Below are 15,863 nucleotides of genomic sequence, written 5' to 3'. Positions count from 1 at the left end.
GCGGTGATTGAGTGACGGATCCTACCAGCGATGTAGACTCTGGGGCATGGAAGGGGAGTGAAAATGGAGCCGATACTGGAACTGGAAAGCGCACGGCTGCTGTTGCGGCAGTGGCGCGATGATGATTTGCCGGAATTTGCCGCCATGTGCGCCGACCCGCAGGTGATGCGGTATTTCCCGGCGCGCCTGAGCCGCCTGGAAAGCGCCGCCCTGATTGGCCGCGTGCGAGGGCATTTCGCCGAGCATGGTTTTGGTTTGTGGGCCCTGGAGCGCAAGGACACTGGCGCTTTCATTGGCTTCACCGGGCTGGGTGTGGTCGGGTTCGATGCGCCTTTCACACCGGCCATCGAAATTGGCTGGCGCCTGGCCCGGGAGCACTGGGGCCTGGGGTATGCCAGCGAGGCGGCGTGGACCGCCCTGCGTTGTGCCTTCGACCAGTTGAAGCTGGACGAAGTGGTGGCGTTCACCGCCGTGGATAACTTGCCGTCGCAAAAGGTCATGCAGGCCATCGGCATGCAGCATGATCCGGCTGACGATTTCGAACACCCGACACTCGCGGTTGGTCATCCATTGCGTCACCATGTGCTCTATCGCATCAATCGTGAGCAGTGGCTACAGACCCTGCACGGTTAGCCGACACGGACGTTTACAATGCCCGCCAAAATGGCCCGGGCCACTATCGATCCGCCGCCGCAGCATAGACTGCGCGGTTTTTGCGCTGTGTGAGGAAAGTCTGAATGAGCCACGTGTTGGAAGATCTGGTCGACCTGCTGACCCTGGAACCGATCGAAGAGAACCTGTTTCGCGGGCGTAGCCAGGACCTGGGGTTTCGCCAGTTGTTCGGCGGCCAGGTCCTGGGCCAGTCGTTGTCGGCGGCCAGCCAGACCGTGGAAGAGGCGCGCCATGTGCATTCGATGCACGGTTATTTCCTGCGTCCGGGCGACGCGGCGTTGCCGGTGGTCTACCAGGTGGACCGGGTGCGTGACGGTGGCAGTTTCAGCACGCGCCGGGTGACGGCGATCCAGAAGGGCAACCCGATTTTCACTTGCAGTGCCTCGTTCCAGTACGACGAAGAGGGCTTCGAGCACCAGAGCAGCATGCCGCAAGTCGTCGGGCCGGAGAACCTGCCGTCCGAGCTGGAACTGACCCAGCAACGTGCGCACTTGCTGCCTGAGCACATGCGCGAAAAACTGCTGTGCCCCAAGCCGATCGAGGTTCGCCCTGTCACCGAAAAGGACCCTTACAACCCGCAACCGGCCGACCCGGTGAAGTACGTGTGGTTCCGTGCCGATGGCGCCCTGGCGGATTCGCCGGCCTTGCACAAATACCTGCTGGCCTACGCGTCGGACTTCGGCCTGTTGACCACTTCGCTGCTGCCCCACGGCAAATCGGTGTGGCACAAAGATATGCAGGTCGCCAGCCTCGATCACGCCTTGTGGTTCCATGCCGACCTGCGCGCCGATGACTGGTTGCTCTACGCCATGGACAGCCCGTGGGCCGGCAACTCCCGCGGGTTCTCCCGTGGCAGCGTGTTCAACCGCGCCGGACAACTGGTGGCCTCGGTCACCCAGGAAGGCCTGATTCGCCATCGCAAGGACTGGGCATGAGCCTGGCCGAGATTCGTCACTGGGTGTTCGACATGGATGGCACGCTGACGATCGCCGTGCATGACTTCGCGGCGATTCGCGTGGCCCTGGCGATTCCGGCCGAAGATGACATCCTGACCCACCTGGCCGCGTTACCGGCGGATGAGGCAGCAGCCAAGCATGCTTGGCTGCTGGAGCATGAACGGGACCTGGCGCTGGGCTCCAGGCCAGCGCCGGGGGCGGTTGAGCTGGTGCGGGAGCTGGCTGGGCGCGGTTATCGCCTGGGCATCCTCACCCGTAACGCCCGCGAGCTGGCCCACGTCACCCTCGAAGCCATCGGCCTGGCGGACTGTTTCGCCGTGGAGGATGTGCTGGGCCGCGACGAAGCACCGCCCAAGCCCCACCCCGGTGGCCTGTTGAAGTTGGCCGAGGCCTGGAGCGTGGCGCCCGAGGCGATGGTGATGGTGGGCGATTACCGCTTTGACCTGGACTGCGGGCGTGCGGCGGGGGCGCGGACGGTGTTGGTGAACTTGCCGGATAACCCGTGGCCGGAGCTGACGGATTGGCATGCGCGCGATTGTGGGGAGTTGCGGCGGATGCTGTTGGCTTGAGCGCTGGGTTGACTGAACGATCGCTATCGCGAGCTTGCTCGTGATAAGTCCCAGTCATTCGCGACAAAACTTACTGCCCAAACAACACCTTCAGCCCCTCAGGCGAAGTCAACATCCCATCCCCGTTATGCCCAACCCCCGGCACTTCGATCAGCCGCTGGTTCAACCCCTCGGGATGACGCCGGGTCAGGTAGTCAAAAAAGAAATGCCCGCGCAGTAACCGATACGGCCCCTGGGTTTGTGCTTCGCAGCCTTTATCCAGCGCCGGATGTTCCGGGTCGGTGTCTTGTTGTCCGAGCAAATAGACGATGTCGCGCTTGACGTAGTTGTCTTCCAGTTGCGCGGGTGTTTGCCCCGCCGCGTAGGCTGGCAAGTTCTGCAGGCCGTACTTCCAATGATTGAAGCCAGGGCAACCGGCAGGGTCGAAAGCCATGGGCCGTTGCGCATCGAAGTAGGCATAGGACGACGGGTTGGCAATGACAAAACGTGGGCTGACCCGGTATTGGCCGTGGGCGAGCAGGGCATAGCGCTGCACGACCTGGGCGCCGCCGGAATGGCCGGCGATGACGATCTCTTTCACTTCGGGAAACTGCTGTCGGTCACTGACTCGCGCAACGATGTCGTCGAGTACCTGGAAGGAACTGATTGGATGGGGCCCTGTGGATAAGCCACCGGCCATCCAGTCGTTGCCTTGCCAGCGCAGGAGGTCATTGGGCAGTTGATGGCGCGCCACGTCCTGTTCGTTGAGAAACTGCGGGGCGATGATCAGGGTGGTACCCAGTTGCCCGGCCTGCCCGGCGGCCTTTTCCGTGCTGTGCAGGTAGGTGTCGGCATTGCGCAGCCGACCGTGGAGGATGATCAACACGCGCTGGATGGACGCTGGCGGTGGGCTTACGCCGACGGCCATGGCGCCACCGTTGAACTGCAGTCGCCCTTGGGCGACCACGTTGACGCCGTGTTCCTCGGCCTGGGCAACGGCGCAGCACAGCACCAGCCCGACCAACGTCCCCCACTTCATCTACAGGGTTTTCGCCGCGAACGTGTCGCACTGGCTGACCTGGCCCTGGGCGAACCCGGTCTTGAACCAGCGCACTCGCTGCGCCGACGTGCCGTGGGTGAAGGAGTCCGGCACCACGCGGCCCTGGCCTTGTTGCTGCAAGCGGTCATCGCCGATGGCATTGGCGGCGTTCAAGGCTTCCTCGATGTCTCCCGGCTCAAGCCAGTTCAGGCGTTTTTGCGCATGGTTGGCCCATACACCAGCCAGGCAATCGGCCTGCAATTCCTGGCGTACCAACAAGCCACCATCGCCCTCCATCTGCCGGCCTTGCTGGCGCGCTTCCTGGATTTTCGCCGACACGCCGAGCAGCGTCTGCACATGGTGTCCGACTTCGTGGGCAATGACGTAGGCCTGGGCGAAGTCCCCGGCGGCGGCGAAGCGTTGGGACATTTCCTTGAAGAAACTCATGTCCAGGTAGACCTGGCGGTCTGCCGGGCAATAGAACGGACCGGTCGCCGACGAGGCCAGGCCGCAGGCCGAGTTGACTCGACCGCTGAACAACACCAGTTTCGGTTGTTGGTACTGGCGTCCGGCCTGCTGGAACACCTGGCCCCAGGTGTCTTCGGTATCGCCGAGGATCGAGCGCACGAACTCGGCCTGTTCATCGTTGGCCGGCGGTGCCTGGCGGGTCTGTGAAGAGGTGGGTGCGGATTGATCCATCTGCCCGGCCAGTTGCCCGAGAATCTGCATTGGGTCCTGGCCGGTGATCCAGCCGATGCCGACGATCAGGAGGACGGCCGTCAGGCTCAAGCCCTTGCCGCCGCCGAAACGCATCCCGCCACCGCCCCCACCGTCACCGCGAGCGTCCACCACGTTGTCACTGCGGCGACCTTTTTTCCATAACATGTGGGCGTTCCTCTGATTGACCGGGGTGTCACTGTACTGCCGTTGCGGTGAGTCTAGCTTTTGAGGCGTCAGGATGCGCGTGATGCCTGAGCTTTCAGGCAACCGGCGCGGGGTTTGGTTCATCAGGGCATGAATGAATGGCGCACCGGTTCCAGAATTTGCATTACACTTTGCATATTCTAGAATCGCCGAACTTACCTTTGGATCGCCCATGGCCGGCAGTCAAATCGAACGGGTTTTCAATGTGCTGGAAAGCCTCGCCAGCGACCCTCGCGGCTGGCCGCTGTTAGGCTTGGCCGAACAGTTGCAGATTCCCAAGAGTGCCACCCACCGTTTGCTCGCCGAACTGATGCGCCTGGGCTATGTGCGCCAGAATCCCGAGAACCTGCGTTATCACTTGTCGACCCGCCTGGTCGCCATGGGCTTTCGTTATCTGTCGCGAAGCGGTGCCGACATCGTCCAGCCAGTGCTCGATCGCCTGGCACAGGAAACGGGTGAACTGGTGCGCCTGGGTGTCATCGAAGGGGAGTGCCAGACCTGGATCGCCAAATCTCAGGGGGCCCGTTCCGGCTTGCGCTACGACCCGGACATGGGACGTGAGACGCCGTTGTCCTATACCGCGTCGGGCCATGCCTGGCTGGCTTGCATGAGTGACGCCGAGGCGTTGGCGCTGGTGGCGCGCCAGGCCGTGCAAGTGCCGGAGGACGCCGGGCCAAACGCGCCACGCAGCCCGGCTGAACTGCTCCAGTACCTGCACCAGGCCCGCGAACACGGCTATGCCTGTGTCGAGGAAAGCTCGGCGATCGGCACGTCGGCCATTGCCGCTGTGGTCCGTCATCCATTGGACGGCCGGGTCATCGGCGTGTTGAGTGTTGCCGGCCCCAGCGCACGGATGACGCGGGCGCGGTTGCATGAGCTGGCACCGACCTTGCTGGCGTTTGCCGAGGAGTTATCGCAAGCCAGCCAGGCCTCGGAATTGTTCAGCTGAATGCGGTCTCGTCCGCCACAGGCAAGCCTTGCACCCCACATCACGCAACGCAGGATTCCTACATGACCGTCAGCACTCCGCTTTCCGGTGTCAATCAGGCTTTCAAGGGCATCCTGCTTATTCTGGTGGCGACGTTTCTGTTCTCCAGTCATGACGCCTTGTCGAAATATCTCTCGGGTTTCTACCCGATCATCATGGTGGTCTGGGCACGTTACGTGGTGCACACATTGTTGATGGCGGGTATTTTCCTGCCGCGCTCGGGGTTGCGGGTGCTGCGGACCAAGCGGCCTTTGTGGCAACTGGGCCGGGCGCTGTGCCTGCTGGGCACCAGTCTGTTCTTCACCACGGCGCTGTTGTATATCCCGCTGGCCGAGGCGACGGCGGTCAACTTTCTCGCGCCTGTGCTGGTCACCGCGTTGTCGGTGCCATTGCTGGGCGAACACGTGACACGCGGGCAATGGATCGCAGTGATCTTCGGCTTTATCGGGGTATTGATCATCGTCCATCCGGGCGGGGATCTGTTCACCCCGGCGGTGATATTGCCGTTCTGTTCGGCGCTGTTCTTCTGTTTCTACCAACTGCTCACGCGAAAGCTCAGCGAGATCGACAGCCCGACCACCAGCAACTTCTTCGCCGGCCTGTGCAACACCTTGGTGATGAGCGCGTTGGTGCCGTTCTTCTGGCAAGTGCCGAGCCTGTTGCACGGAGCGATGATGCTGGCGCTGGGCGCCTGCGGGATGACGGCGCACCTGATGCTGACCCAGGCCTTCCGCTTTGCCGCCCCGGCGCTGCTCGCGCCGTTCGGGTACTGCCAGATCGTGTTTGCCGGGCTGCTGGGCTGGTTGTTTTTCAGCCATACGCCGACGCTGACCACCGTGGTGGGCATCGCCCTGATCTGCTTGAGTGGGTTGGCGGCGGCGTGGCAACAGCGGCGCAAGTGACCGCCCCACAGAACCCTTTGTGGCCAGCCCAGTCCCCTGTGGCTAGCACAGTCCACTGTGGCGAGGGAGCTTGCTCCCGCTGGGCTGCGAAGCAGCCCCCGCTTTCAGGCGATTGCTGCGCAATCGAGCGGGAGCAAGCTCCCTCGCCACAGGTCTTCTCCAGCCGTATCAGTTTTCCAGGGTCGGCACCTTGCGCGGCGCCATGAAGTACAGCCAAGTCAGGGCAATGAAGTACATCGCCGGGATCAGGGTGAACAGCACGGTGTAGTTATTGTTGGTCACGGTGAGGATGTGACCCACTAGCTGGGTCATGAACATCCCGCCGATGGCCGCGCACATGCCGCCGAAGCCGAACACCGTACTCATCATGTGCTTGGGCGTGTAGTCCATCACCAGGCTCCAGATGTTGGCGGTCCAGGCCTGGTGCGCGCCGATGGCCAGGGAAATGGCGAACACTGCCATCCACAGGTTGCTTGCGCCGGCGGCCATGATCACGCCGATGATGCAGCAGGCGAACAGCAGCATGGACACCAGTCGCGCCTTGATCGGATCGAGGCCGCGACCGATCAGGAACGAAGACAGGATCCCGCCGCCCACGCTGCCGAAGTCGGCGGTGAGGTAGATGATGATCAACGGGATGCCCATCTGGGTCACGTTGATGCCCAGGTTGTACTGCTGGTTCAGGAACGGCGGCAACCAATAGAGATAGAACCAGAACACCGGCGCGGTGATCGAGTAGGCCAGGGCGAACGCCCAGGTGCCGCGCATGCGCAGGATGCGTGAGAACGGTACGCGGACCTGGTCCGGTTCGTCCTGGGCCTGGATGTAGTCCAGCTCCGATTGTTTGACGGTGGGATGGTCTTCGGGGTTGAAGTATTTCAGGCCCCAGAACACCAGCCAGATCCCGCCGAGCGCTGCCATGCACAGGAACGCGGCCTGCCAGCCCCACACGTGCAGGACCAGCGGCAACAGCATCGGGGTGAACATCGCGCCGACATTGGTCCCGGCGTTGAAGATACCGGTGGCTACGGCCCGTTCGCCCGCCGGGAACCACAGTCGTGTGGTCTTCACGCAGGCCGGGTAGTTGGCGGCTTCGGTGAGGCCGAGGATGAAGCGGCAGACCATGAAGCCCACCGCCGAGGTGGCCAGGCCGTGGGCGCCGGTCGCCAGGCTCCAGAGCAGCACGGCGCAAAAGAACACGCGCTTGACGCCGATCCGGTCGATCAGCCGCCCCTGCAACACGAAACCGACGGCATAACCGACCTGGAACCAGAAGTTGATGTTGGCGTAATCCATCGCCGTCCAGCTCATCTCCTTGGCCAGGATCGGCTGCATGACGCCCAGGGCGGCGCGGTCGATGTAGTTCAGGGTGGTGGCGAAAAACACCAGGGCGAGCATGCCCCAACGGGTCTTGCCCACGGTCATGGCGCCGCGGATCTTGTCTCCGACGCCGCCGGTGGAGGCACTCAGGCCAGTGGCCAGGCGGGAACTTTGGGAAGGAATCATAGCGGGTACCCGTTTTTGAAATTCTTATGGTCGGTCTGGGTCTGTCCATCGACGTCGGCGATCAGGGCTTGCGTCGATGTGGGGAGCGATGGTGCGCAGTGAGCAAAAAATCGTCAATTCGGCGATCGGCATTTTGTTCGATAATCGCCCAAAAAACTAACCGGATGGTACATATTGAATTGCTGAAAGAAACCGGCAGCTCAATAATCGGCTGACTCTTTAAAAAGCGGCGCACCTTTTGTAGCCGATGCCTGTCCCGGGAGCCGAAGTCATGCAGCGTTCCATTGCCACCGTGTCGTTGAGCGGTACCCTGCCGGAAAAACTCGAAGCCATTGCCGCCGCCGGTTTTGACGGGGTGGAAATCTTCGAGAACGACCTTCTCTATTACGATGGCAGCCCTCGGGAAATCAGGCAGATGTGCGCCGACCTGGGCATCGCCATCACCTTGTTCCAACCGTTTCGTGACTTCGAGGGCTGCCGCCGCGATCGCCTGTCGCGCAACCTGGAGCGGGCCGAGCGCAAGTTCGACCTGATGCAGGAACTGGGCACCGACCTGGTGCTGGTGTGCAGCAATGCCTCGGCCGATAGCGTCGGCGATGAACGGATTCTCATCGATGACCTGCGCCTGCTGGCCGAACGCGCTGGCGCACGCGGCTTGCGTATCGGTTATGAAGCGCTGGCCTGGGGGCGGCACGTGAATACTTATCAACAGGTCTGGAACATCGTGCGTCAGGCCGATCACCCAAGCCTCGGGGTGTTGCTCGACAGCTTCCACACCTTGTCCCTCAAGGGCGATCCGAGCGCGATCGCCGAGATTCCCGGCGACAAGATTTTCTTCGTGCAAATGGCCGACGCGCCGATCCTGGCCATGGACGTCCTGGAGTGGAGCCGGCATTTCCGTTGTTTCCCGGGCCAGGGCGAGTTCGACTTGCCGGGTTTCCTGGCGCCGATCATCAAGAGTGGCTACACCGGACCGCTGTCGCTGGAAATCTTCAACGACGGTTTCCGCGCCGCGCCGCCACGGGCCAATGCCGCCGATGGCCTGCGCTCGCTGCTGTACCTGGAGGAGAAGACCCGCCAGCGCCTGGCTGCAGAAGCGCCCTCCATGCGCAATACCGACATCCTGTTCGCCACGCCGCCGGCCAGCGAATACGACGGCATCGAATTCCTTGAGTTTGCCGTGGACGATAGCCTCGGCGCCAAGCTGTCCCATTGGCTGGAGCGGCTAGGGTTCGTCAAGGCCGGTCAGCATCGTTCCAAGAATGTCAGCCTGTTGCGCCAGGGCGATATCAACCTGATTCTCAACAGCGAACCGTATTCCTTTGCCCACAGCTTTTTCGAAGCCCATGGGCCGTCGTTGTGCGCCACCGCGGTGCGGGTCAAAGACAGCGCCAGCGCCCTGGAGCGGGCCGTGGCCTACAAAGGCCAGCCCTATCGTGGGTTGGTAGGCCCCAATGAACTGGAGCTGGCGGCGGTGCGCGCACCGGATGGCAGCCTGATCTATCTGGTGGACCAGCAGGCGGATGTCTACGGCACTGATTTCAATCTGCAGCCGGGCGCGGTCATTGGGGCCGGGCTCAAGCGCATCGACCACATGGCGATGGCGCTGCCGGCCGACAGCCTCGACAGTTGGGTACTGTTCTACAAGAGCCTGCTGGATTTCGAGGCCGACGACGAAGTCGTCCTGCCCGACCCTTATGGCTTGGTAAAAAGCCGTGCGCTGCGCAGCCGCTGCAGTACGATCCGCTTGCCGCTGAACATTTCCGAGAACCGCAACACCGCGATCTCACACGCGCTGTCGAGTTATCGCGGCTCCGGCGTGCATCACATCGCCTTCGACTGCGACGACATCTTCGCTCAGGTCAGTCGTGCCAAAGAGGCGGGCGTACCGTTGCTGGACATTCCGCTCAATTATTACGACGACCTGGCGGCGCGTTTCGATTTCGACGATGAGTTCCTCAGCGAGCTGGCCTACTTCAACGTGTTGTACGACCGTGACGCCCAGGGTGGCGAGCTGTTCCACGTTTACACCGAGCCGTTCGAAGGGCGGTTTTTCTTCGAGATCATCCAGCGCAAGAACGGCTACGTCGGTTATGGCGCCGCCAATGTCGCGGTGCGCCTGGCGGCCATGGCCAAGTCTCGCAGCGGTGGTTTGCGACACGCCAAGTTGTAGGGAAATCGTAAACGTGGCGGTAATGGGCCGTGTCGTGGCTTCCTTCAGTGCACGGTGCGGCCCATAATCGCCAGCCTGTGCAGTGATGGCCGTGAGCCCCGCAATGACTATGAATCCAGAGCTTTCCGCAGCCCTCGACGAACCCGTCGTCGCGCCGCGCAAGAGTCGCAAGAACAACCCGGAGAAGACCCGGGAGAACATTCTTCAGGAAGCCATCGTCGAGTTCGTCCAGCAAGGCCTGGCCGGTGCCCGGGTCGACGCCATCGCCGAGCGCATCCACACCTCAAAGCGCATGATCTACTACTACTTCGGCAGCAAGGAGCAGTTGTACGTCGAGGTGCTGGAAAAACTCTACGGTGATATCCGCACCACCGAGAGCCGCCTGCACCTGGCGGAACTGGCCCCGGTCGATGCGATCCGGCGCCTGGTGGAGTTCACCTTCGACCACCACGATCGCAATGTGGATTTCGTGCGCATCGTCTGCATCGAGAACATCCACAACGCCGAGTACGTGAAACAGTCCGGCGCGATCAAGGCGATGACCAACACCATCCTCGATTCCCTGGGCGTGATCCTGCGTCGCGGTGCCGAAGAGGGTGTGTTCCGTCCCGATCTGCAACCGCTGGATGTGCACTTGCTGATCAGTTCCTTCTGCTTTTACCGGGTGTCCAACCGCCAGACATTCGGTGAGATTTTTCAGATCGATTTGTCGGACGAAGCGATCAAGCAGCGGCATCGGCAGATGGTTTGTGAGTCGGTGTTGCGCTACCTACAGCCCTGAGCCGAACCGAATGTGGGGCTTGCTCGCGAATGCGGTGTGTCAGTCGACAAATGTGTGACGGACAAACCGCATTCTCGAGCAAGCCCGCTCCCACAGGGATAATCCCCGGGCTTTAGTGATTCATGCTCTGGAAGTGTTCCAGCATCCGCTGTGCATCTGGCGCGACGCCGCTGAACAATTCAAACGCCTTCACCGCCTGGAACACCGCCATGTTGCCGCCATCCAGCGTGCGGCAGCCAAGGGCGCGGGCGTTGCGCAGCAGTTCGGTTTCCAAGGGAAAGTAAACGATTTCCGCCACCCACAATTGGCCGTGCAACAGTTCGACCGGCACCGGCATGCCCGGTAGTTTCGCCATGCCCATGGGCGTGGTGTTCACCAGGCCATCGGCCTCGGCCATGGCGGCGGACAGGTCATGCCCGGCCCGGGCACGACCAACGCCGAAGTGTTGGTTCAGGTTGTTGGCCAAGGCCTCGGCACGACTGACCTCGACGTCAAAAATGCTCAGCGTCTGTACGCCTTCTGCCAAAAGCGCGTGGGCAACCGCCGCGCCAGCGCCTCCGGCGCCCATCTGTACCACGCGCCGACGCGCAACATCACCCAGGCCGCGGCGAAAACCCTCGGCGAACCCCAGGCAGTCGGTGTTGTGACCGATGCGCTTGCCATCCTTGAGCACCACGGTATTCACCGCGCCAATGCCCCGGGCCTCGGGCGACAGCTCATCGAGCAGCGGGATGATCGCCTGCTTGCAGGGAAAGGTGATGTTCAGGCCGGTAAAACTCATGCGCTCGGCGGCCTTGAGCAAATCGGCCAAGGCGCCGCTGTCGAGTTTCAGCGCATCGAGGTCGATCAGCCGATAGAGGTAACGCATGCCTTGGGCATCACCCTCATGCTCATGGAGTGCCGGCGTGCGAGAGGCCTGGATGCCCGCGCCGATCAGGCCGGCCAGCACAGTGATATTCGACATGCTCATCAACCCTTCAACCGTTGACTGAAATGTTCAAGGGCCAGGCGATAACCATGGCTGCCAAACCCGCACATCACGCCAATGGCGACGGATGAGACGAAGGAGTGATGACGGAAGGTTTCACGGGCGTGGACGTTGGACAGGTGGACTTCGATGACCGGTACTTCGCTGGCCACCAGGGCATCGCGGATCGCCACGGAGGTGTGGGTCCAGGCCGCCGGGTTGATGACGATACCGGCACACCGGCCACGGGCGCCGTGAATCCAGTCCAGCAGCTCGCCTTCCTGGTTGGTCTGGCGAAATTCCACCGCCAGGCCGAACTCTTCAGCGGCGCGGCCGCACAGTGCCGAGATGTCAGCCAGGGTTTCATGGCCATAAGTCGCCGGCTCGCGGGTGCCGAGCAGGTTCAGGTTCGGGCCGTTGAGCACCAGAACGATCGGAGGCATCGCAATTTCTCCACATTTTTATTGTTGGTGTCGGCCAGGTTTCAGCCGTTGGAGATAAATTGTACTAGATGGTTAATTTGGTCAAATAAAGCCGACGTCATTGGCCATTAAGTGTTCGATGATCGAACATGGACCTCACAGGTCGGTAATTTGGAGACGGAAACTGTGGCGAGGGAGCTTGCTCCCGCTCGGTTGCGCAGCAACCGCAAAAAGCTTGGGGCTGCTGCGCAGCCCAGCGGGAGCAAGCTCCCTCGCCACAGGGTAATCCTTCACCCCAAAAGGAGGGCTTACCGCCGAGTCAGCAACACCCCGGATTCCATATGATGGGTCCAGGGAAATTGATCGAACAACGCGCAACGCGTAATGCGGTGGGTGTCGTGCAGTTGCGCGATGTTGGCCGCGAGGGTTTCGGGATTGCAGGAAATGTACAGGATGTTGTCAAAACGGCGGGTCAGCTCGCAGGTGTCCGGGTCCATGCCGGCGCGAGGCGGGTCGACGAAGACGCTGCCGAATTCGTAGCTTTTGAGGTCGATGCCATGCAAACGACGGAACGGCCGGACTTCGTTCAGGGCTTCGGTCAGCTCTTCGGCGGACAGGCGCACCAGCGTGACGTTATCCACCGCGTTTTCGCTGAGGTTGCTCAGCGCGGCGTTCACCGAGGTCTTGCTGATCTCGGTGGCCAGCACTTTGCGCACACGGGTGGCCAAGGGCAGGGTGAAGTTGCCGTTGCCGCAATACAACTCCAGCAGATCGTCGCTGCGATCGCCCAGCGCCTCGTAGGCCCAGTTGAGCATCTTCTGGTTCACCGTGCCATTGGGCTGGGTGAAGGCGCCTTCGGGCTGGCGATAGCTGAAGGTACGACCGCCCACTTCGAGTTTCTCCACCACGTAGTCATGGCCGATCACTTCGCGCTTGCCCTTGGAGCGGCCAATGATACTCACGCCCAGGTCGCTCGCCAGCTTCGAGGCGGCGGTGTGCCAATGCTCGTCCAGCGGGCGGTGATAACACAGGGTGATCATCGCATCGCCGGCCAGGGTGGTCAGGAACTCCACCTGGAACAGCTTGTGGCTCAGGGGCGCGCTGGCTTGCCAGGCGGCCTTGAGTTGCGGCATCAACTGGTTGATGCGCAGGCTGGCAATGGGGAATTGCTCGATGAGGATCGGCGTGCGCTTGTCGTCCTGGGAGAACATTGCGTAATGCCGTTCGCCGGCCTCGCGCCACAGGCGGAATTCGGCGCGCAGGCGGAAGTGCTCCAGCGGCGAATCGAACACCGCAGGTTCTGGTGCATCGAACGGCGCCAACAGGTCACGCAAGCGGGTGACCTTGTCCTGGAGCTGAGCGGTGTAGGCGTGGGAATCAAAAGTCATGCGTTGAACCAACCCAACTTGATCACGAACAGGATCGACAGGATGACCAGCGCCGGGTTCAACTCACGGCCACGGCCGGACACCAGTTTGATGGCGGTCCAAGCGATGAAACCGAAGGCGATGCCGTTGGCGATGGAATAGGTGAACGGCATCGCCAGGGCGGTGATCACCACGGGGGCGGCCACGGTGATGTCGTCCCAATCGATTTCCGCCAGGCCCGAAGTCATCAGCACGGCGACGAACAGCAAGGCCGGCGCGGTGGCGAAGGCCGGGACGCTGGCGGCCAGTGGCGAGAAGAACAGCGCCAGCAGGAACAGGATCGCCACGATGACGGCGGTCAGGCCGGTGCGCCCACCCGCGCTGACACCCGCTGCCGATTCGATGTAGCTGGTGGTGGTGGACGTGCCCAGCAGCGAACCGGCCATGGCGGCGGTGCTGTCGGCGATCAACGCACGGCCCATCTTCGGCATGTGCCCGTCCTTGCCCATCAGCCCGGCGCGCTTGGCGACGCCGATCAACGTGCCGGAGTTGTCGAACAGGTCGACGAACAGGAAGGCGAAGATCACGCTCACCAAGCCGATGTCCAGGGCGCCCTTGATGTCCAATTGCAGGAAGGTCGGGGCCAGGGACGGTGGCATGGAGATCACGCCGCCGAACGGCGTGAATCCCATCAGGATCGACACGATGGTGACCGCCAGGATGCCGATCAGCACCGCTCCACGCACTTTCAGCGCTTCGAGGCCGACGATCAGGACGAAGCCGAGGGTCGCGAGGATCGGCGCCGGTTGCTTCAAGTCGCCGAGGCCGACCATGGTCGCCGGGTTTTTCACCACGATGCCGGCGTTGTTCAGGGCGATTAGCGCCAGGAACAGGCCGATGCCAGCGGCAATGGCCGAGCGCAGCGGCAGCGGGATGCTATTGATGATCCATTCGCGGATACGAAAGATCGACAATATGAAGAACAGTACGGCGGAGATGAACACTGCGCCCAGCGCCACTTGCCAGGTGTGACCCATGTGCAGGACCACGGTGTAGGTGAAGAAGGCATTCAGGCCCATGCCCGGTGCGAGGGCGATCGGGTAGTTGGCGATCAGGCCCATGACCGTGGAGCCAATGGCCGCTGCCAGGCAGGTGGCGACGAACACCGCGCCTTTGTCCATGCCGGTTTCACCGAGGATGCTCGGGTTGACGAACAGAATGTAGGCCATGGCCAGGAAGGTCGTGACGCCCGCCAGGATCTCGGTCCGCACGTTGGTGTTATGTGCCTTGAGTTGAAACAGCCTTTCCAGCATGTCTGCTCCCCGTGGCGCGCCCGGCGCCGTGAATGTATCGACCTCAACAGCAAAGCACAGGTCGCCAGGGGCGCCCGGGAATTTTCTGCGGGTCGGAAAAAGCCGCGCATCATACCAGCAGCGTAGCGTTGTGGCTGCGATCGTCGTCGATGTTTTGCCAACGCGCCAAGTGGGCCATACTGCGCGCGGTTCCGGGAGGTCTCTATGTATTGCATGAATAAAAAGCTGCTGGCGGCGGTGGGTTGCATGCTGGGTGGGTGGTTGTCCGGACAGGCCGCCAATGCCGCGTCGGCGCCGCCCTTGAGCGAGGTCAAGGTGCTCAAGGTCGAGTCGCCGGCCTGTGGCTTCGAGGATATCGCGCCAGGGCAGGCACAGACCCGTTGCGATCACAATGGGCCGGGTATCAAGGTCTACGTGCTGGAGGTCGGCTACGGTCGGCAGCCCAGTGTCACGCTGGACGGTTTCGAGGTCGATGGCACCCGCTCGCCGGTGTGTGCGTACAGCAATGGTAATCTCAACGATTGTTCGGCCCAGACCAGAGTCGTCGGCTATTTGTACATCTTCGATCTGAAGGGCAAGCAGGAAGGCACCTTCAACTTCAGCAACATCTCGATCAATGCACCGGGCAATCGGATGTCGGCCCAGCTGTACATTAAATGACCTGTCGGCATGACAAGCTGAACGCGGCCCGGCAAACCTGACTAGGCTTCAGGAACCACCCCATCGGAGAGCGCGCCCATGATGCCTGGAACCAAGCTGCCTCGAGCCCTGATTACGGTCGCCGAAGGTGTCGATGACCTGCAGACAGTCACCCTGATCGACGTGCTGCGTCGAGCGCAGATCGAAGTGGTGGTGGCAAGCATCGAAGGGCGGCGGATGCTCACCTGTGCCCGCGGCACGCGCCTGACCGCCGATGGCATGTTGGTGGACATGCTTGTGCAGGATTTCGACCTGATCGTTCTGCCCGGCGGCATCATCGGTGCCCAACACCTGGCAAACCATCAGCCGCTGCAACAGCTGGTCAAGGACCAGGCCGCCACCGGACGGTTTTTCGCCGCCATCGCCGAAGCCCCGGCCCTGGCGCTACAGGCCTTTGGCGTCCTGCGCCAGCGGCGCATGACCTGCCTGCCGGCGGTGAGCCAGCAACTGTCTGGTTGCAGCTTTGTCGATCAACCCGTGGTGGTGGATGGCAACTGCATCACGGCCCAGGGTTCGGCCGCCGCCCTGGCATTTGCCTTGACGTTGGTGGAACAACTCAGTGGCAAGGGCGTGAGGAGCGTGGTGGCGGCGGAGTTGCTGGCCTGA

The 15,863-nt window shown here is 62.2% G+C and carries 16 protein-coding genes; 9 read left to right on the top strand and 7 right to left on the bottom strand.

What is annotated here, in order from left to right:
- The first annotated feature begins 63 nt into the window (after window positions 1-63).
- The 3 genes from BM300_RS24620 to BM300_RS24610 all read left to right on the top strand — a co-directional run bounded on the left by BM300_RS24620 (window position 64) and on the right by BM300_RS24610 (window position 2,197).
- Complete coding sequence (locus BM300_RS24620) at window positions 64-633, top strand: GNAT family N-acetyltransferase (protein WP_063324264.1); 570 nt, start codon at window positions 64-66, stop codon at window positions 631-633.
- A 104-nt stretch (window positions 634-737) separates the two neighbouring features.
- A complete protein-coding gene (gene tesB, locus BM300_RS24615) occupies window positions 738-1,607 on the top strand; it encodes an acyl-CoA thioesterase II (RefSeq protein ID WP_003205823.1) in 870 nt (289 codons plus the stop codon).
- Window positions 1,604-2,197, top strand: coding sequence for an HAD family hydrolase (locus tag BM300_RS24610; RefSeq protein ID WP_092149927.1), 594 nt, complete (start codon window positions 1,604-1,606; stop codon window positions 2,195-2,197). Before tesB ends, BM300_RS24610 begins: the two co-directional genes overlap by 4 nt.
- Window positions 2,198-2,267: 70 nt before the next feature.
- Here the strand turns inward: BM300_RS24610 and BM300_RS24605 are convergent, their stop codons facing one another.
- Window positions 2,268-3,215 (bottom strand): alpha/beta hydrolase, encoded by a 948-nt coding sequence (locus tag BM300_RS24605; protein ID WP_092464233.1) that lies wholly within the window; start codon window positions 3,213-3,215, stop codon window positions 2,268-2,270.
- A complete protein-coding gene (locus BM300_RS24600) occupies window positions 3,216-4,100 on the bottom strand; it encodes a KPN_02809 family neutral zinc metallopeptidase (RefSeq protein WP_003205817.1) in 885 nt (294 codons plus the stop codon).
- A gap of 211 nt (window positions 4,101-4,311) precedes the next feature.
- On the opposite strand from BM300_RS24600, the gene BM300_RS24595 reads away from it, so the two are divergent.
- The gene (locus BM300_RS24595) at window positions 4,312-5,088 is read left to right on the top strand and encodes an IclR family transcriptional regulator (protein WP_072348468.1); all 777 of its coding nucleotides are present in this window, start codon (window positions 4,312-4,314) and stop codon (window positions 5,086-5,088) included.
- Window positions 5,089-5,150: 62 nt separating this feature from the next.
- On the top strand, window positions 5,151-6,029 hold the full coding sequence (locus tag BM300_RS24590; protein ID WP_092224967.1) for a DMT family transporter: 879 nt from the start codon (window positions 5,151-5,153) through the stop codon (window positions 6,027-6,029).
- A gap of 168 nt (window positions 6,030-6,197) precedes the next feature.
- Here the strand turns inward: BM300_RS24590 and BM300_RS24585 are convergent, their stop codons facing one another.
- Window positions 6,198-7,535 (bottom strand): MFS transporter, encoded by a 1,338-nt coding sequence (locus tag BM300_RS24585; protein WP_092149915.1) that lies wholly within the window; start codon window positions 7,533-7,535, stop codon window positions 6,198-6,200.
- A 271-nt stretch (window positions 7,536-7,806) separates the two neighbouring features.
- On the opposite strand from BM300_RS24585, the gene quiC reads away from it, so the two are divergent.
- The gene (gene quiC, locus BM300_RS24580) at window positions 7,807-9,708 is read left to right on the top strand and encodes a 3-dehydroshikimate dehydratase QuiC (RefSeq protein ID WP_063324269.1); all 1,902 of its coding nucleotides are present in this window, start codon (window positions 7,807-7,809) and stop codon (window positions 9,706-9,708) included.
- A gap of 103 nt (window positions 9,709-9,811) precedes the next feature.
- Complete coding sequence (locus BM300_RS24575) at window positions 9,812-10,489, top strand: TetR/AcrR family transcriptional regulator (protein WP_063324270.1); 678 nt, start codon at window positions 9,812-9,814, stop codon at window positions 10,487-10,489.
- A gap of 112 nt (window positions 10,490-10,601) precedes the next feature.
- Here the strand turns inward: BM300_RS24575 and BM300_RS24570 are convergent, their stop codons facing one another.
- The 4 genes from BM300_RS24570 to BM300_RS24555 form a co-directional block, all read right to left on the bottom strand.
- Window positions 10,602-11,453 carry a shikimate dehydrogenase gene (locus tag BM300_RS24570; protein ID WP_371856981.1) on the bottom strand — a complete coding sequence of 284 codons (852 nt, stop codon included), beginning with the start codon at window positions 11,451-11,453 and terminating at the stop codon, window positions 10,602-10,604.
- 5 nt (window positions 11,454-11,458) lie between these two features.
- The gene (aroQ, locus tag BM300_RS24565) at window positions 11,459-11,899 is read right to left on the bottom strand and encodes a type II 3-dehydroquinate dehydratase (protein ID WP_003205806.1); all 441 of its coding nucleotides are present in this window, start codon (window positions 11,897-11,899) and stop codon (window positions 11,459-11,461) included.
- 287 nt (window positions 11,900-12,186) lie between these two features.
- Window positions 12,187-13,266, bottom strand: coding sequence for a tRNA (uridine(54)-C5)-methyltransferase TrmA (trmA, locus tag BM300_RS24560; RefSeq protein WP_092149906.1), 1,080 nt, complete (start codon window positions 13,264-13,266; stop codon window positions 12,187-12,189).
- Complete coding sequence (locus BM300_RS24555) at window positions 13,263-14,558, bottom strand: NCS2 family permease (RefSeq protein ID WP_092149903.1); 1,296 nt, start codon at window positions 14,556-14,558, stop codon at window positions 13,263-13,265. Before BM300_RS24555 ends, trmA begins: the two co-directional genes overlap by 4 nt.
- A gap of 204 nt (window positions 14,559-14,762) precedes the next feature.
- Here BM300_RS24555 and BM300_RS24550 point away from each other — a divergent pair, with 204 nt between their 5' ends.
- Window positions 14,763-15,218, top strand: a complete 456-nt coding sequence (locus tag BM300_RS24550; RefSeq protein WP_092464231.1) for a DUF4879 domain-containing protein — start codon at window positions 14,763-14,765, stop codon at window positions 15,216-15,218.
- 78 nt (window positions 15,219-15,296) lie between these two features.
- On the top strand, window positions 15,297-15,863 hold the full coding sequence (locus BM300_RS24545; RefSeq protein WP_092149897.1) for a DJ-1 family glyoxalase III: 567 nt from the start codon (window positions 15,297-15,299) through the stop codon (window positions 15,861-15,863).

Origin of the sequence: Pseudomonas sp. NFACC46-3 (genome assembly GCF_900114515.1) — a bacterium.
Taxonomy (GTDB): Bacteria; Pseudomonadota; Gammaproteobacteria; order Pseudomonadales; family Pseudomonadaceae; genus Aquipseudomonas; species Aquipseudomonas fluorescens_Q.
The sequence above is the reverse complement of the archived record's forward strand: the minus strand, read 5'-3'. Positions and strand labels throughout refer to the sequence as shown.

Bases quoted from the DNA above. Each gene is read 5' to 3' on its own strand.
- aroQ (WP_003205806.1), bottom strand. From the start codon at position 11,899: ATGCCTCCGATCGTTCTGGTGCTCAACGGCCCGAACCTGAACCTGCTC.
- BM300_RS24570 (WP_371856981.1), bottom strand. From the start codon at position 11,453: ATGTCGAATATCACTGTGCTGGCCGGCCTGATCGGCGCGGGCATCCAG.
- trmA (WP_092149906.1), bottom strand. From the start codon at position 13,266: ATGACTTTTGATTCCCACGCCTACACCGCTCAGCTCCAGGACAAGGTC.
- BM300_RS24555 (WP_092149903.1), bottom strand. From the start codon at position 14,558: ATGCTGGAAAGGCTGTTTCAACTCAAGGCACATAACACCAACGTGCGG.
- BM300_RS24605 (WP_092464233.1), bottom strand. From the start codon at position 3,215: ATGAAGTGGGGGACGTTGGTCGGGCTGGTGCTGTGCTGCGCCGTTGCC.
- tesB (WP_003205823.1), top strand. From the start codon at position 738: ATGAGCCACGTGTTGGAAGATCTGGTCGACCTGCTGACCCTGGAACCG.
- BM300_RS24595 (WP_072348468.1), top strand. From the start codon at position 4,312: ATGGCCGGCAGTCAAATCGAACGGGTTTTCAATGTGCTGGAAAGCCTC.
- BM300_RS24590 (WP_092224967.1), top strand. From the start codon at position 5,151: ATGACCGTCAGCACTCCGCTTTCCGGTGTCAATCAGGCTTTCAAGGGC.
- BM300_RS24550 (WP_092464231.1), top strand. From the start codon at position 14,763: ATGTATTGCATGAATAAAAAGCTGCTGGCGGCGGTGGGTTGCATGCTG.
- BM300_RS24575 (WP_063324270.1), top strand. From the start codon at position 9,812: ATGACTATGAATCCAGAGCTTTCCGCAGCCCTCGACGAACCCGTCGTC.
- quiC (WP_063324269.1), top strand. From the start codon at position 7,807: ATGCAGCGTTCCATTGCCACCGTGTCGTTGAGCGGTACCCTGCCGGAA.
- BM300_RS24600 (WP_003205817.1), bottom strand. From the start codon at position 4,100: ATGTTATGGAAAAAAGGTCGCCGCAGTGACAACGTGGTGGACGCTCGC.
- BM300_RS24545 (WP_092149897.1), top strand. From the start codon at position 15,297: ATGATGCCTGGAACCAAGCTGCCTCGAGCCCTGATTACGGTCGCCGAA.
- BM300_RS24620 (WP_063324264.1), top strand. From the start codon at position 64: ATGGAGCCGATACTGGAACTGGAAAGCGCACGGCTGCTGTTGCGGCAG.
- BM300_RS24610 (WP_092149927.1), top strand. From the start codon at position 1,604: ATGAGCCTGGCCGAGATTCGTCACTGGGTGTTCGACATGGATGGCACG.
- BM300_RS24585 (WP_092149915.1), bottom strand. From the start codon at position 7,535: ATGATTCCTTCCCAAAGTTCCCGCCTGGCCACTGGCCTGAGTGCCTCC.